The 15,470-nt window shown below is 61.3% G+C and carries 14 protein-coding genes; 10 read left to right on the top strand and 4 right to left on the bottom strand.

The features are described 5' to 3' along the window. The first annotated feature begins 79 nt into the window (after window positions 1–79). The 3 genes from brnQ (at window position 80) to CDO35_RS08340 (ending at window position 2,629) form a co-directional block, all read left to right on the top strand. Complete coding sequence (gene brnQ / locus CDO35_RS08330) at window positions 80–1,396, top strand: branched-chain amino acid transport system II carrier protein (RefSeq protein WP_099523746.1); 1,317 nt, start codon at window positions 80–82, stop codon at window positions 1,394–1,396. 106 nt (window positions 1,397–1,502) lie between these two features. Next, window positions 1,503–2,237, top strand: coding sequence for a DUF599 domain-containing protein (locus CDO35_RS08335; RefSeq protein ID WP_099523748.1), 735 nt, complete (start codon window positions 1,503–1,505; stop codon window positions 2,235–2,237). Beyond that, window positions 2,234–2,629, top strand: a complete 396-nt coding sequence (locus CDO35_RS08340; RefSeq protein ID WP_099523750.1) for an MAPEG family protein — start codon at window positions 2,234–2,236, stop codon at window positions 2,627–2,629. The genes CDO35_RS08335 and CDO35_RS08340 overlap by 4 nt, the downstream gene beginning before the upstream one ends. A 42-nt stretch (window positions 2,630–2,671) precedes the next feature. On the opposite strand, the gene CDO35_RS08345 is transcribed toward CDO35_RS08340, so the two are convergent. Continuing rightward, window positions 2,672–2,968, bottom strand: a complete 297-nt coding sequence (locus CDO35_RS08345) for a hypothetical protein (RefSeq protein WP_003460576.1) — start codon at window positions 2,966–2,968, stop codon at window positions 2,672–2,674. A 174-nt stretch (window positions 2,969–3,142) separates the two neighbouring features. On the opposite strand from CDO35_RS08345, the gene CDO35_RS08350 reads away from it, so the two are divergent. From CDO35_RS08350 to CDO35_RS08380, 7 genes are all read left to right on the top strand, one after another. After that, window positions 3,143–3,622, top strand: coding sequence for a PaaI family thioesterase (locus CDO35_RS08350; RefSeq protein WP_099523752.1), 480 nt, complete (start codon window positions 3,143–3,145; stop codon window positions 3,620–3,622). Further along, window positions 3,619–4,065, top strand: a complete 447-nt coding sequence (locus CDO35_RS08355; RefSeq protein ID WP_099523753.1) for a PaaI family thioesterase — start codon at window positions 3,619–3,621, stop codon at window positions 4,063–4,065. Before CDO35_RS08350 ends, CDO35_RS08355 begins: the two co-directional genes overlap by 4 nt. Before the next feature lie 69 nt (window positions 4,066–4,134). Beyond that, on the top strand, window positions 4,135–5,382 hold the full coding sequence (locus CDO35_RS08360) for an MFS transporter (protein ID WP_099523755.1): 1,248 nt from the start codon (window positions 4,135–4,137) through the stop codon (window positions 5,380–5,382). Window positions 5,383–5,483: 101 nt separating this feature from the next. Further along, complete coding sequence (gene htpG / locus CDO35_RS08365; protein ID WP_099523757.1) at window positions 5,484–7,382, top strand: molecular chaperone HtpG; 1,899 nt, start codon at window positions 5,484–5,486, stop codon at window positions 7,380–7,382. A 136-nt stretch (window positions 7,383–7,518) separates the two neighbouring features. Then, a complete protein-coding gene (locus CDO35_RS08370) occupies window positions 7,519–11,211 on the top strand; it encodes a PAS domain S-box protein (RefSeq protein ID WP_099523759.1) in 3,693 nt (1,230 codons plus the stop codon). Continuing rightward, window positions 11,208–12,212, top strand: coding sequence for a response regulator (locus CDO35_RS08375; protein WP_099523761.1), 1,005 nt, complete (start codon window positions 11,208–11,210; stop codon window positions 12,210–12,212). The genes CDO35_RS08370 and CDO35_RS08375 overlap by 4 nt, the downstream gene beginning before the upstream one ends. A gap of 95 nt (window positions 12,213–12,307) precedes the next feature. Further along, window positions 12,308–13,096 (top strand): dienelactone hydrolase family protein, encoded by a 789-nt coding sequence (locus CDO35_RS08380; protein ID WP_099523763.1) that lies wholly within the window; start codon window positions 12,308–12,310, stop codon window positions 13,094–13,096. Window positions 13,097–13,157: 61 nt separating this feature from the next. Here CDO35_RS08380 and CDO35_RS08385 read toward each other — a convergent pair whose 3' ends face one another. From CDO35_RS08385 to CDO35_RS08395, 3 genes are all read right to left on the bottom strand, one after another. Then, window positions 13,158–13,937, bottom strand: a complete 780-nt coding sequence (locus tag CDO35_RS08385) for a DUF4394 domain-containing protein (RefSeq protein ID WP_099523765.1) — start codon at window positions 13,935–13,937, stop codon at window positions 13,158–13,160. 182 nt (window positions 13,938–14,119) lie between these two features. After that, entirely contained in the window at window positions 14,120–14,833 is a 714-nt protein-coding gene (locus CDO35_RS08390) for an anti-sigma factor (protein ID WP_099523767.1), read from the bottom strand. Then, window positions 14,830–15,378 carry a sigma-70 family RNA polymerase sigma factor gene (locus CDO35_RS08395; protein ID WP_099523769.1) on the bottom strand — a complete coding sequence of 183 codons (549 nt, stop codon included), beginning with the start codon at window positions 15,376–15,378 and terminating at the stop codon, window positions 14,830–14,832. Before CDO35_RS08395 ends, CDO35_RS08390 begins: the two co-directional genes overlap by 4 nt. Between the last annotated feature and the right edge of the window lie 92 nt (window positions 15,379–15,470).

The raw sequence follows: 15,470 nt of genomic DNA on the forward strand, positions 1-15,470 counted from the left end.
AACGCTCGGGTGACGTTTCCCCGATCCCTCAAGGAAACCCCCGCAACTCTTCGATTTCCTGTCTGTGGTATTTCCCTTTATGACTCGTTTGAAAGGCTCGGACCTCCTGGCCCTCGGCTTTATGACATTTGCGTTGTTTCTCGGCGCAGGCAATATCATCTTCCCGCCCAGTGCCGGTCTGGCTGCGGGGGAGAACCTGTTTCCTGCCGCCATCGGTTTTCTGCTGACCGGTGTCGGCCTGCCGCTGTTGACTGTGGTGGCCCTGGCCCGCGTGGGCGGCGGTATGGATCTGCTCACCGCGCCACTGGGTAAGGTGGCGGGTGCAATCCTTGCGGTAGCGGTGTACCTGGCCATCGGCCCGCTGTTCGCTACGCCGCGCACCGCCGTGGTGTCCTTCGAGATGGGCATCGCGCCGTTCACCGGCAACGACGGTGCGCCACTGCTGATCTATACCCTGGTGTATTTCGCGGCTGTGCTGTTCCTCTCGCTCAATCCCGGTCAACTGGTCGATCGTATCGGTAAATTCATCACGCCGGTCCTGTTGGCTGCGCTGCTGGTGTTGGGCGGTGCTGCGCTGTTCGCGCCTGCTGGCGAGATTGGCGCTGTAGCTGAAAGCTACCGTGACGCGCCGTTGGTGCAGGGCTTCCTGCAGGGGTATCTGACCATGGATACCTTGGGCGCACTGGTGTTTGGCATCGTGATCGCCAGCGCCATTCGTGACCGTGGTGTTAGCGATGCCGGTCTCGTCACACGTTACTCGGTGATCGCTGGCGTCATCGCCGCCACCGGTTTGTCGCTGGTTTATCTGGCGCTGTTCTACCTCGGCGCTACCAGCCAGGGCATCGCGGGTGATGCGCAGAACGGTGTGCAGGTGCTGACCACTTACGTGCAGCACACCTTCGGTACCACCGGCAGCCTGCTGCTGGCAGTGGTTATCACCCTGGCCTGCCTGACCACTGCGGTTGGCCTGCTGACTGCGTGTGGTGAGTTCTTCAGCAAGCTGTTGCCGGTTTCCTACCGTAGCGTGGTGATCGTCTTCGGCCTGTTCAGTCTGGTGGTGGCCAATCAGGGCCTGACTCAACTGATCAGTTTCTCGATTCCGGTTCTGGTAGGGCTTTATCCGCTGGCTATCGTTCTGGTTGCGCTGAGCCTGGCCAACCGCCTGTGGATCTCCCAGTCGCTGGTTTTCGTTCCGGTGATGGCCGTTACGCTGGTCTTCGGCGTTGCCGACGGTGTTGCCGCGACTCCCTGGGCGGACAAGGTCCCCGCGTGGTTCGGGCAGTTGCCGTTGGCCGGCCAGAGCCTGGGCTGGCTGCTGCCGGTGGCGGTGACGCTGGTTCTGGTGGTGGCGCTGGATCGCATCCTGGGCCTGCGTCAGAGCGCTACTGCTGCGTAAGGCGCGCTCGAAACAAAACTAAGGCTGCCCACGAGGCGGCCTTTTTTGTCGAACAAGGAAAGAGGCAGCCTGGCTATAATCCTTCGCAGTCTTACAAGGAGTTGGCATGCTCAACAGCTACCCGTATTTGCCTCATTTTCTGGCCGCGCTGTGGTTCGTTCTGTGCTGGGGCGGCTACACCCGCTATGCCTCGGCAAAAGCGCAAACCACTCCCTGCCTCGCCAGTGTCCTGCATCTCTACCGTGAAGACTGGATGCGCCGCATGCTGCTGCGCGACAATCGCATTGCCGACGCCAACGTGATCGGTAACCTCGAGCGTAATGCCTCGTTCTTCGCCTCCAGCACGCTGATTATCCTGGCCGGTATCCTCACCGTACTGGGCGCTTCCGACCGTGCACTGTCACTGCTGGCCGACATTCCCTTCGTGCAGCAAGCCAGTCGTGGTCTATCCGAGATCAAGTTGCTGTGCCTGGGCATCATCTTCGTCTATGCCTTCTTCACCTTCAGTTGGTGCATGCGCCAATACAACTTCGCAGCGGTGCTGGTGGGTTCGGCGCCAATGCTGGGCGAGCGGCATGTCACCGAGCAGGAGCGCAAGGCTTTCGCCGAGCGCACGGCGCGGGTGATTTCGATGGCGGCCAACCAGTTCAACTTCGGTTTGCGCGCCTATTATTTCGGTATGGCAACCCTGTCCTGGTTCATCAATCCATGGTTCTTCATGCTGGTGACTGCCGGCGTTGTCGTGGTGCTGTATCGCCGAGAATTCCACTCCGATGTTCTGGAAGTGATGGTCTATACGCCAACGCCGGCCGCCGAGGTGGCCAAGGAGAAGAGTGAATGAGTCTGCCGTTCTGGTGCGTCTTCATCAGCGCCTTGTTGATCTTCATCGCCAAGGCCCCGCTGGCCAAGGCCATGGCCGAGGAGGGCGGTGGTCGCTATGACAACCATCACCCGCGTGCCCAGCAGGCGCGGCTAACGGGTTTCGGCGCGCGTGCTCTGGCCGCGCATTTGAATAGCATCGAGGCGTTCCCGCTGTTTGCGGTCGGTGTGCTGATGGCGCATACCACGCAGACTTACGGCTTTTTGATCGACATTCTGGCCGTCACTTTCGTTATCAGTCGCGTGCTGTATATGCTGTTCTACTGGTGGGATCTGCACTGGCAGCGCAGCCTGGTATGGGTGGTGGGCCTGGCCTGTAGCCTGCTGCTGATGATCAGCCCGGCGCTGAAATAAAAGAAGGCCCGCATTGCGGGCCTTCTTGGTTTTCAGCTTAGGTTACTGACCGTCGACAGCGTCTTTGGCTTCGTCGCCGGCGTCCTCGATGGCGTCTGCCGCATCGCTGGCCGCATCCTCAATTTTTTCGCCAGTGGTAGGTTCATTACCCAAGGCTTCGTTGGTCTTCTGCTCGATGGCATCGCCGGTGTCTTTGGCTGCATCGCCCAGGTTCTCCATCGCTTCGGAGACTGACTCCTTGGCCGACTCCATCTTGTCTTCCGGGGTTTTCTCGCAGGCGGCGAGACCCAGGGCAGTGGCAAGCAGCAGGGCATAAGTCAGAGGTTTGTTCACGGTCATCACTCCATGTGTGAGAGTTATAAGTGGCTGGGCTGACCCCAGAGCACACAGTCACTTCGAATATCGCCAGTGCCAATAAGTTCCCAAGTCGATGAGAGCGGTACAGGGGCAGGTGTGAGTCCAGGCCCAAGGCGCTATCATTCGCGGCTTTTGCCATAGTAGAGCGGCAGTGTGATGAGCGAGCAGTCGATTCAGGAGCGGGCGCAGCGGTTTTTATCCGCGTTGCGTCATTGTCAGGTGCTGGGCATGCGTGTCGAGTCGGCCGACAGCAAAGGACTGACGCTGCGCTTGCCATACACACCCCATATCGTTGGCAATCCGGACACCGGTGTGATCCATGGTGGTGCCATCACTACGCTGATGGACACCACCTGTGGTATCTCCACGGTCTGCGTACTGCCGGAGTTCGAGATCTGTCCGACTCTTGATCTGCGTATCGACTACATGCACCCAGCCGATCCCGGCAAGGATGTGTTCGGTTTCGCCGAGTGTTATCGCGTTACGCCCAATATCATCTTCACCCGCGGCTACGCTTATCAGGACGACCCGCAGCAACCGATTGCCCACGTGGTCGGCGCCTTCATGCGCATGGGCAAGGCCGCGCAGGGTGGCGCTGAGCTGAAGCAGAATATTCAGCAAGGCGGTGGCGCGTGAGCGAGTTGAGCCTTGAACAACTGGTGGCGCGTGCGCACCAGCAGAACGACTACGACCCGCTGATCAGCCTGATCCCTTACGCCAAACTGCTGGGCATCGAGTGTCTGCGCCTGGGCGACGACATGGTCTTTCGTCTGCCAGCCAATCGCGATTGCATCGGCAACCCGGTACTACCGGCGCTGCATGGTGGCGTAATAGCCGGTTTCATGGAGCATGCGGCCATGCTTCATCTATTGATGTTCATGGGCATTCCACATTTGCCCAAAATCATCGACTTCTCGATAGATTACCTGCGCGCCGGCCATTATCGTGACACCTATGCGCAGTGCCAGGTCTGGCGGCAGGGGCGTCGAGTGGCCAACGTGGCGATTACCGCCTGGCAGACCAAGCAGACCGAACCGATTGCCACCGCCCGTGCCCACTTCAAGGTCGATGAGCCCTGAGCGCTTGAGACTTGCCCGGCAGTTGGAACGGATCGGCAGCGCAGCGAAATCATGACAAGGACCCTGTAGATGGATGCGTTGCTGATAATTGGTGGCCTGCTGCTGATGCTGGCTGGTCTGGTATGGCTGGTCATGCGGGCGTTCGCCACCAGCCTGTTGTGGGGCTGGGGCAGCCTGATCCCGCCGATTACCTTGATTTACATCGTGCGCCACTGGCAGCGAGCGCGCAGTGCGGTCACTCTGATCGGGCTTGGTGTGATTCCCCTGGTGGTAGGTCTCACGTTGCTGGCCAGCAAGGATGCCGAACGTCTGGCGGCGATAGTCCGCCTGGACTGGCTAAAGCCCGAAGTGCAGGCGCCGGCTGAGCTTGCCATCAATCTGGGCGGTGAGCTCAACGGGCAACCATTTCACCCGCAGCAGGGTGAGCTGATCGATGGCGTGTTGGTGCTGCGCGAAGGCCTGGATTTCTTCGCCCTGCGTGAACTGAGTATCCGCCTGCCGCAGCCAGTCGAGGGTCCTGTACGTATCGACGTGCTGCCCCAGGACAGCGGTAACCTGCCCGAGGTGGAGCTGAGCTGGCTGTTACCGGAGCAGGATCTGCCCGAGGCGCGTCGTCTGAGCCGTGGCTACACCCTGCATCTGGACCTGCAGCCGCAGGAGCCGAACCGACTGGTCGGCGATTTCCATCTGGTCTTGCCGCCGCGCTTCAAAACCAGCCTGAGTGGCCGGGTCGAGCTGTATCGTGATCGCCTGCGCTATGTCGATGGCCACGTCGATGCGCGCTTCGACTCGCGCGACACTGTCGCCTATCTCCTCCAGGATTACCTGCAGCGGCGTTTCGCCACGCGCGATGTGCGTGAGCTGAAACTGCCGGTATTCACCTTCGAGGGCGATACCCTGGAGTTGCAGGTCGATGCGCAGGTCGACGGGCGTGACGAGCGCTTGCCCATTCGTTTGCACAAGCGTTCCGAGCAGGGCTGGATGGTGGATGGCGATCGCTTCCCGGCATTGCCCACCGTAGCGGCCAAACAACCGGCGCAACAAGTCGAAGCAACGGCCGTCGAGGAGCGCCTAAGCCGTCCGGTCGACCGTCGTCAGCGTTTCAGCCTGGCGCGTTTGCAACGCAACCCGGAGCAGTACCGCAACCTCAGCATGCGCTTGAGTCGCGCCAATGGCGGCACGGTGGAGGGGCGTTTCGTCGGTATCGATAACGACGGCAACATTCTTCTGAGCCAGCAGATGGGTACTGGCGGCGGCCAGGCCAGCTTCAGCTTCAAAGCGGAAGAAATCGGTCGTTTGGAACTGCTTGAGCCGTAGCAGCGGGTTTTTGCTAAGCCCTTGAAATTTATCTTGCTGGCCCCATTTGTAGGTCATCGCCGCAGTAGCGGTTCCTGTCCTACAGATGGAGTTAGAAGACCATGAGTGTGGAAACTCAAAAAGAAACCCTGGGCTTCCAGACCGAGGTGAAGCAACTGCTTCACCTGATGATCCATTCCCTGTACTCGAACAAGGAAATCTTCCTGCGCGAGTTGATCTCCAACGCCTCAGACGCTGCTGACAAACTGCGTTTCGAAGCATTGGCCAAGCCGGAGCTGCTCGAAGGCGGCGCTGATCTGAAGATCCGCCTGTCCTTCGACAAGGATGCCAAGACCGTCACCCTCGAGGACAACGGCATCGGCATGAGTCGCGAGGAAGTCATCGCGCACCTGGGCACCATCGCCAAATCCGGCACCTCCGACTTCCTGAAGAACCTATCCGGCGACCAGAGGAAGGATTCGCACCTGATCGGTCAGTTTGGTGTGGGCTTCTATTCGGCGTTCATCGTCGCCGATCAGGTCGAGGTGTTCAGTCGCCGTGCCGGTAGCCCAGCCAGCGAAGGCGTGCATTGGTCATCCAAAGGCGAGGGCGAGTTCGAAGTCGCCAACGTCGAGAAAGCCGAGCGTGGTACCCGCATCGTTCTGCATCTGAAGAGCGGCGAAGAAGAGTTCGCCGACGGCTGGCGCCTGCGCAATATCGTCAAGAAGTACTCCGACCATATCGCGCTGCCCATCGAGTTGCCGAAGGAGCATCACGGTGAAGACAAGCCAGCCGAAATCGAGTGGGAAACCGTCAACCGCGCCAGCGCCCTGTGGACCCGTCCGCGTACCGAGGTCAAGGACGAGGAATACCAGGAGTTCTACAAGCACGTCGGCCATGACTTCGAGAACCCGCTGAGCTGGAGCCACAACAAGGTCGAAGGCAAGCTGGAGTACACCTCGCTGCTCTACGTGCCTAGCCGTGCGCCGTTTGACCTGTACCAGCGCGAGGCGCCCAAGGGTCTCAAGCTCTACGTGCAGCGCGTATTCATCATGGACCAGGCCGATCAGTTCCTACCGTTGTACCTGCGCTTCATCAAGGGTGTGGTCGACTCCAACGATCTGTCGCTGAACGTTTCCCGTGAAATCCTGCAGTCCGGCCCGGTCATCGATTCGATGAAATCGGCGCTGACCAAGCGCGTTCTGGACATGCTGGAGAAGCTGGCCAAGGATAAACCGGACGACTACAAGACCTTCTGGAAGGCCTTCGGTCAGGTACTTAAGGAAGGCCCGGCGGAAGACTTCGCCAACAAGGAGAAGATCGCCGGCCTGCTGCGTTTCGCCTCCACCGCTGGTGAAGGTGACGAGCAGTCGGTTTCGCTGGCTGACTACCTGGGCCGCGTCAAGGAAGGTCAGGACAAGATCTACTTCCTCACTGGCGAAAGCTACGCACAGATCAAGAACAGCCCGCACCTGGAGGTCTTCCGCAAGAAAGGCATCGAAGTGCTGTTGCTCACCGACCGTATCGATGAGTGGCTGATGAGCTACCTGACCGAGTTCGATGGCAAGCAGTTCGTCGACGTGGCCCGTGGCGACCTGGATCTGGGCGAACTGGACTCGGAAGAGGACAAGAAAGCCCAGGAAGAAGTCGCCAAGGCCAAGGAGGGGCTGATCGAGCGCCTCAAGGGGGCGCTGGGTGAGCAGGTCGCCGAGGTACGCGTATCTCACCGCCTGACCGACTCGCCAGCTATTCTTGCCATCGGCGAGCAGGATCTCGGCCTGCAGATGCGCCAGATCCTCGAGGCCAGCGGGCAGAAAGTGCCGGACGCCAAACCGATCTTCGAGTTCAACCCTGTGCACCCGCTGATCGAGCGCCTGGATGCCGAGCCGGACGAGGATCGCTTCACCGATCTGTCGCACATCCTCTTCGACCAGGCCGCATTGGCCGCTGGCGACAGCCTGAAAGACCCTGCCGCTTACGTGCAGCGTCTGAACAAGTTGCTGGTGGAGCTTTCTGCCTGACAGGTCAGGTACTAGACTAAGCCCGCTTCGGCGGGCTTTTCTATGGGCGCTATAGCTCAGCTGGATTTGACAAGCGCAGTCCCGTCGTTTCAGATGGTGGCAATTAGCTGGCTTTCTGCCGGCGCCCTGGGGTTGTATGTCGATTCTCGAGTTGTTCTTCATCATGGGTGCGGACCCAAGTGTCCTCGTGCTGAGTCGCTACGACCCCGAGCTGGTGCTGTTGTCGCTGGCCATTGCCGTATTCGCCGCTGGCATGGCCTTGCAACTGGCTGGCGAAGCCCGCAATAGCACGCACCCCGTCGCCCGACAAATCACGATCTTTACTGGTTCGCTCGCGCTCGGCGGTGGCATCTGGGCCATGCATTTTCTCGGCATGCTCGCCTTCGAGCTGTGTGCGGCGGTGCGTTTCGATCTGGGGATCACGCTGTTATCGATGCTGCCGAGCCTGGCTGCCTCCTGGGTCGCTCTGAGTCTGTTGGCGCGGCGTGACCTGAGCCTGCTGCAACTCTGTGTCGGTGGTGTGCTCGTTGGTGCCGGTATTGGCGCCATGCACTACAGCGGTATGGCGGCGATGCAGATGGCGCCGCTGCTACGTTATGACCCCTGGATGTTTGCCCTGTCCATCGTCGTCGCCGTTGCCCTTGCCATTCTGGCGTTGTGGGTGCGCTTCGGTCTGCAGGGGCGTTTGCCGGCGCTCTGGGCGCTGTTGCTCAGCGCTCTGGTCATGGGGCTGGCCATCAGTGGCATGCATTACACGGGAATGGCGGCGGCGCGCTTCGTCGGCACGCCCGAGTCGGATGCACCTATGGGGATAGTCGACAGCGGCTATATCGCCATTGCCATCACGTTACTGACCGTTGCTCTGACCGTCTTCGTGGTAGCGGTCAACACACTGCTGCACTACCGACGTATGAGTCGGCAGCTCAAGGTCAGCGAACAGCACCTGCGCTCGATCTTCGATACTGCCCTGGATGCCATCATCACCGTCGACCATAGCGGCATAGTGCGTTCGGCCAACCGCGCGGTCTCGCAGCTGTTCGGTTGGGATCCACAGGCGTTGGTGGGGATGCATATGCGCTCGCTGGTGCCTGCTCGCTATGTCGGTGAGATGGAGACGCTACTGGCCGACTACCTCAGAACCGGCCGCCTGACGCTGCCGACAGGGGAACAGGAGCTGGTGTGCCTGACCCGCGGTGGCGAAGAAAAACCCATACGCATCAGCATTGGCATCACTCACGCGGATAGCCGTCCGCTGTTCGTGGTGTTCGTTGCCGACATCAGCGAGCGACAGCGTATGGAAAAAGCTTTGCGCAGCAGTGAGCAGCAGTATCGTTCGCTGATCAGCAACATTCCTGGCGTATCGTTTCGCTGCCTGCTCGATCGTGACTGGACCATGCTGTTCATCAGCGATGCCGTGCAGACCCTGACCGGCTGGAGTGCTGACGATTTCATCAGCCAGCGATGCTCGATCGCCGATCTTTACCACCCGGATGACTACCAGCCCACTGCCGATCAGGTGATTGCAGCCATCGAGCAGGGACGTAATTACACGGTCGAGTATCGTCTGTTCGACCGTGACGGCAAGGAGCACTGGATCTGGGAAAGTGGCAGTGCGGTTTGCGATGAGCAAGGTGTGCCGCGCTGGATCGATGGCGTGCTGCTCGATCAGACCGAAAACAAACGACGCAACGCCGAGTATGAAGGCAAGGTGACGGCGATCAGCAGGGCCATGGCGCTGATCGAATTCGATCTTGAGGGTAACCTCCTGGAGGTCAACGATAATGCCCTGGCACTGTTCGGTTATGAGCGCGAGGAAGTAGTCGGTCGCCATCACCGCATGTTCTGCTACCCAGAGCAGATTGCGAGTGAGAGCTACCATCAGGGCTGGGCTGACCTGCGAGCCGGCCACTTCCGAACTGGTGAGTATCGTCGCAAAGGCAAGGATGGGCGTGAGGTCTGGATTCAGGCCAGCTACAACCCGATCTTCAATACCGACGGCAAGCCGTTCAAAGTGGTCAAGCTGGCCACTGATCTGACCCCGCGACGCCTGATGGAGCAGGAGTTGCGGGCTGCTCGTGATCGCGCCGAGGCCGCCGCAGCGGCACGTAGCAGCTTCCTGGCCAACATGAGTCATGAAATTCGTACGCCGATGAATGCCATCATCGGTTTTACCGACCTGCTGCTGGAAACGCCCCTTTCCAGCGAGCAGCGTCGTCACCTGAGCACCGTGCAGCATTCCTCGCGTTCGCTGCTGGGCTTGCTCAATGACATCCTCGACACGGCCAAGCTCGACCGTGGCGCCATCGAGCTGGAACAGCTGGATTTCTCCCTGCGCGAACTGTGCGAGCAGGTACTCGCGACGCAGCGTCTGGCGGCCGAAAGCAAAGGCTTGCAACTGCATCTGGATTATCCGGCTACGACTACCGATTTTTTCTGCGGCGACCCACTGCGTTTGCAACAGATCCTGACCAACCTGCTGGGCAATGCGGTCAAGTTCACCCTGCACGGCGAGGTTCGCCTGAAAGTGACGGGGGAGCCAGGCGCGATGCGTCTGGCGGTGAAAGACACCGGCATCGGTATCGCAGCCGACCGCCTGGAGAAAATCTTCGAGCCTTTCGCTCAGGCTGATGCCTCGATGAGCCGGCGCTTTGGCGGCACCGGCCTCGGCACCACCATCTCCCGGCAGTTGGTCGAGTTGATGGGGGGACGCTTGCGGGTCGAAAGTACCGAAGGGCAAGGCAGTTGCTTCAGCATCGAATTGCCGCTGCGCGCCGGCAAGCGCTTGGCGTCGCAGCAACGCGCCGTGCTGCCTGAACTGGGGCAGTTGAATATTCTTGCGGCCGATGACGTGCCGCAGAACCTCGAATTGTTGCAACTGACCCTGGAGCATTTCGGCCATCGCGTACACTGCGTCGCCGATGGTGAAGGCGCAATACAGGCGTTCACCCAGCAGCGTTTCGATCTGATCCTGATGGATGTGCAGATGCCGGGTGTTGATGGCCTGGAAGCGTCACGACGGATCCGCCAGCTGGAAGCCGCCGAGGCGCGAGAGCCGATTCCGATCATCGCTCTAACCGCCAGCGTACTTGATCAGGACCGTCAGGCTGCGTTGGACTCGGGGATGAATGGTTTCGCCTCGAAGCCTTTGGATCTCAACGCACTGCTCTGGGAAATTGCACGCCTGCTCGGGCTGACCGATGTGCCCAGCGCAGTAGTCAGTGCCACTCGTGTCGCCGACGGCGGCCTGTTCGACTGGGTGCGCGGCAGCAGCCTGTGGGGCGGGCCGCTGCGTATGGCTCAGGCGATCAATACGTTTATTGGCGAACAACATGATCTGGCGGTGCGCCTCAGTCGACTGCTGGCGGCACGCGACTGGCAAGAGGGCGAGGCGCTTGCGCATCGCCTGCATGGCGCTGCCGCAAACCTGGCCATGAGCAGCCTTGCCAGTCTGGGGCAGTCGGTCGAGCGGGCGTTTCAGGCGCAGGACGAGCAGGGGTTGCCCGCATTGATTGCGGAGCTTGAGCAGGCCCTTCTGACGGTCAAGAACGTAGTGCCGCAGGTGCCGGATACGGCGTCTACGAGCGAAAGTTCGGCTGTTGACGCACGCTCGCTGCGTGAACAGGCAAGTCAGCTGCGACAGGCGCTGCAGCGGGGCGGTCTGGACGATGAGGCCCTTGCTGCCATGGCGCAGACCACCGAGGGCACGGCCTACAGCGCGGCCTTGAACGACATGCGCCAGGCGCTGGATGATTTTGATTTCGATCAGGCCCTGCGGGTGCTCGATCAACTGTTGCTGCGACTGCAAGATGAGGACGCGACTGCATCATGACTCTGGCTGCCGATACTCGCCCGCTATTGCTGTTGGTCGACGACGAACCCACTAACCTGCAGGTGCTGCGCCATATCCTGCAGGACGACTATCGCCTGCTGTTCGCCAAGGAAGGGCCGCGCGCCCTGGAAATGGCCGAGCGTGAGCGGCCCGACCTGATTCTGCTCGACGTGATGATGCCGGGCATGACTGGCTATGAGGTGTGCGAACAGCTCAAGGCCAATCCGTTACTGAATACGATTCCGGTGATCTTCGTTACCGCCCTTGGCGATGTCGACGATGAAGCGCGTGGCTTCGAGGTCGGCGCGGTGGATTACATCACCAAGCCGGTGAGCCCGCCGATCGTGCGTGCGCGTGTGCGTACCCACCTGTCACTGGTGCGGGTCGACGAGCTGAAACAGACTCGCTTGCAGATCGTCCAGCGCCTGGGCATGGCGGCTGAATACAAGGACAACGAGACCGGCCTGCACGTTATCCGCATGAGCCATTTCTCCAAGGTGCTGGCGTTGGCCGCCGGCTTCAGCGAGAGCGCTGCCGAGGAGTTGCTCAATGCGGCACCCATGCATGATGTCGGCAAGATTGGCATACCCGATGCCGTGCTACGCAAGCCGGGCAAGCTCGACGAGCAGGAGTGGCAGGTGATGCGCCAGCACGTGGAGATCGGAGCAAAAATCATCGGCGAGCACAGCTCCGGGTTGCTGCGCACAGCGCAACGGATCGCGCTGTCGCACCATGAGAAGTGGGATGGCAGCGGCTACCCCAATGGCCTGAGTGGCGAAGACATTCCTCTCGAGGGCCGCATTGTTGCCATCGCCGATGTGTTCGATGCGCTGACCAGCGTGCGCCCTTACAAGCAGGCATGGACTGTGGAGGCTGCGGTCGACTTCCTGCGTGAGCAGAGCGGTCGTCATTTCGATCCGCGCCTGGTCGAGCTGTTCATCGCCTGCCTGCCCGAGATTCTGCAGATCAAGGAGCTCTGGGCCGAGCAGCCCGTCGCTTGAAACCTCCTGTCTAAAACCCGCCTCATATCGACTTGGTCATTGTCCACAGTGAGGCTATTGTTAGGGGCCTACCATTGCCAAGGGCAGGCCTCACCATGCAGAAGAAGACACTGGTTCCCCTGTTGTGCGCGGCATTCGCCGGTCTTGCCGATGCGGCCGTCGTGACCAAGCCGATTTCCTATGAGATCGAGGGCGAGGCTTTCGAGGGAGTGCTGGTTTATGACGACTCGGTGACAACCCCGCGCCCCGGTTTGTTAGCCGTTCCCAACTGGATGGGCGTCAACCAGGACACCGTGGCCAAGGCGGCGCGCGCAGCGGGCGACAAATACGTGGTGTTCGTTGCCGACATGTACGGTAAGGCCATTCGTCCCAGCAATGCTGAGGAGGCAGGCGCCGCGGCCGGCAAGGTACGCGCCGACCGTCCGCTGATGCGCAAGCGCGCCCAGGCAGCGGTCGATGTGCTCAAGGCGCAGAGCGGCGAGGTGGCGCTGGATCTCGACAGGCTCGGCGCCATCGGCTTCTGCTTCGGTGGTGGCACGGTATTGGAGCTGGCCCGTTCGGGCGCGCCGCTGAAGGGATTCGTTTCCTTCCACGGCAACCTGGATACGCCCAATCCGGCCGATGCCAAGAACATCAAGGCGCCGGTACTGGTGCTGCATGGTGCGGACGACCCAGCCGTGCCGCAGGAGCAGGTCGACGGTTTCGTCTCGGAAATGAAGGCTGCCAAGGTGGATTGGCAGTTGGTGAGCTACGGCGGCGCCGTGCACTCGTTCACCAATCCCAAGGCCAACGTGCCGGGTCGCAACGAATACCACCCGGTGGTGGCTGCTCGAGCATTCAAGGCGATGAACGATCTGTTCGATGAGGTGTTCGCCGAGCAGTGACCGCGGCTTTGCCGCGCGTTGAACGAAAGGCTGCGCCCAATGGGCGCAGCCTTTTTTCGTCTTACTTCGCTGGCAGCACGGCGATGTCGATGATGCCGTCCGGCAGATCCGCGACGTCGCCCAGGGTGGTGGGCTTGCCGCTGTCCAGATCCAGCTTGTGCAGAGTCTTGCCGGTCAGCACGTAGGCCGTGTTGCCACCCTTGCCGTCGCTGGCGATATCCATCGCGGCCGCTTTGAGGCCATCGGCGACCTTGCCGACTTCCTGCTGTACGCCATCGTTCGGCGGGTTCTGCAGCATCAGGCTGCCGCTGGCCAGGTCGATGTTGTACAGCGCGGTGCTCTGGGTGCCGGCATAGGCATTGGTGTAGGCACCGGCGACCACCTTGGGTTGCTTGCCAGCGTAAGGGCCATCGGCGGCGTAGGCGACCTTGCCGTCTACGGCGACTTCACCGGTATCGACGTTTACCCGCAGGCTGGTGCCGTCCGGGCCGAGCAGGCGCAGGCGGTCGGCCACCGGGTTGAAGTCGACCACGGCCTGGCCGCTGCCAGCCAATGCGGTTTGCAGCTTGCTGCCTGCGGTCGCCTTACCGCTGGCGGCGTCCAGGGTGTAGAGCTGATCGGTGCCGCTGAGGACGTAGAGCTGGCCGCTGGCCGGACGGACGTCCAGGCCGCGCAGGTCGCTGGCGCCGCTGACAGCCATGCTGGCGGTGACCTTGAGGCTGGCGACATCGACCTTGAACAGCTTGCCGTCGGCGCCCAGTGCGAGCAGTTCGGTGGCGCTGGCGGCACCTGCGCTCAGGGTCAGCAGGCCGGCGGTGCAAAGGGTAGTGATGCGTTTCATGGTTGTTCCTCATAAAGGTTTCAGCATCGAGACGAAGCCAGCTGGCCGGCTTCGCAGGTGCCTCGACGAAACACCTGTGAGCTATACCCGCGAGGAACGGGGTTGGATGTCGGCGGATGAAAATATTTTTTCGCAGGGTACCCGGGGGAGGAAAGCTGCCGGCCAGGCGGCCGGCAACCTGCTCAGTTGGCGCTGGCCAGCACGGCGCGACCGATGTATAGCACCGGGCCGCTGGGGCGGTTGTAGGGCGAGCCGCCTGCCGGTTCGAGAGTCAGCTCGAACAACTGGCCGGCCTGTACGGCGCCGATTTGCTCGGCAGGCAGACGCAGCGGCTGGCCGGCTTCGACCAGACCCAGCGAACGCGGGCCGTCGGCCGGGTCGATCAGCGTCCAGAACTGCAGTGCGCGACCGTCAGGAACCTGATCAGCGACCAGCGGATCAAGCGAGAGCGTGCCGTCACTGCTGACCTGGATCACCCAGCCAGGCTTGGCAGCCTCGCCCGGCTCTTGCAGCACCACGGTGTAGCGTTCGCCGGCGATATCCGGGGTACGCAACAGCGGCATCAGAACGGCTACGAGCAGCGCCATGGCCAGCGCAGCTGCAGTCAGGCGCCAGGTCAGCAGGCTGTTCCACCAGTTGCTCAGCGGGCTGGCGCGTGGCGCATCGTGCAGGCCCAGGCTCTGTCGAATACGGGCCCAGAGTGCCGGCGAGGGGGCTTGTGCCGGTAGCTGGTCGCTCAGGTCGAGAAAGTGCCGTTCCCATTCCAGGGCCATACGGGCAGCACTTTCATCCGATTCGAGCAACTGCTGAACCTCGGCGGCGTCCTGCTCGTCGAGCAGACCAAGCAGGTACTCGCCAATCAAGGCACGGCGTTCTTCGGGATCTTGCGGAATCATGCTTGCAGACACTCCTGCAGCGCGCGCAGGCCGGCGCGGATACGGCCTTTGATGGTGCCCAGCGGTGTGCTCAGGCGACTGGCGATCTGCTCGTGGGTCAGACCACGGTAGAACGCCAGCAGGATCGGGTGACGTCGCGGTTTTTCCAGGCGCTGCAGGCAGCGACGCAGCAGGCGCTGTTCGGATTGCTCCAGCGCCTGCGCTTCGGCTTGCGGGCTGTCGTCCAGCACGCGTTCGATGAATTCATCGTCGACTTCGGCATACCTGCCACCACTGCGCAGGGCGTTGAGTACGCGGTAGCGCAGGATGCTGTGTACCCAGGCGCGGCCGCTACCGAGCTCGCGTCTGAAACGCGCAGCGTGTTGCCAGATGCGCACGAAAGCGTCGTGCAGACAGTCCTCGGCAATGTCGCGTCGGCCCAGCATGCTGATGGCCAGGCCGAGCAACTGCCCAGCCTCCTGCCGGTAAAGCGCCTGGAAGGCACGTTCGTCGCCGCGTGCGCAGGCTTCCAGGGTGCTTTCGTAATCGAAGTTGCGATCTGCCATGGGTCATCCGTTGGCCTGAGAAATCCGCATGCAGCTTATACCCGGCAACTGCGCTTCTGGATCACGCACAGGTAACAAAAAAATGCGAAGGC

Origin of the sequence: Pseudomonas sediminis (assembly GCF_002741105.1) — a bacterium.
GTDB classification, from domain to species: domain Bacteria; phylum Pseudomonadota; class Gammaproteobacteria; order Pseudomonadales; family Pseudomonadaceae; genus Aquipseudomonas; species Aquipseudomonas sediminis.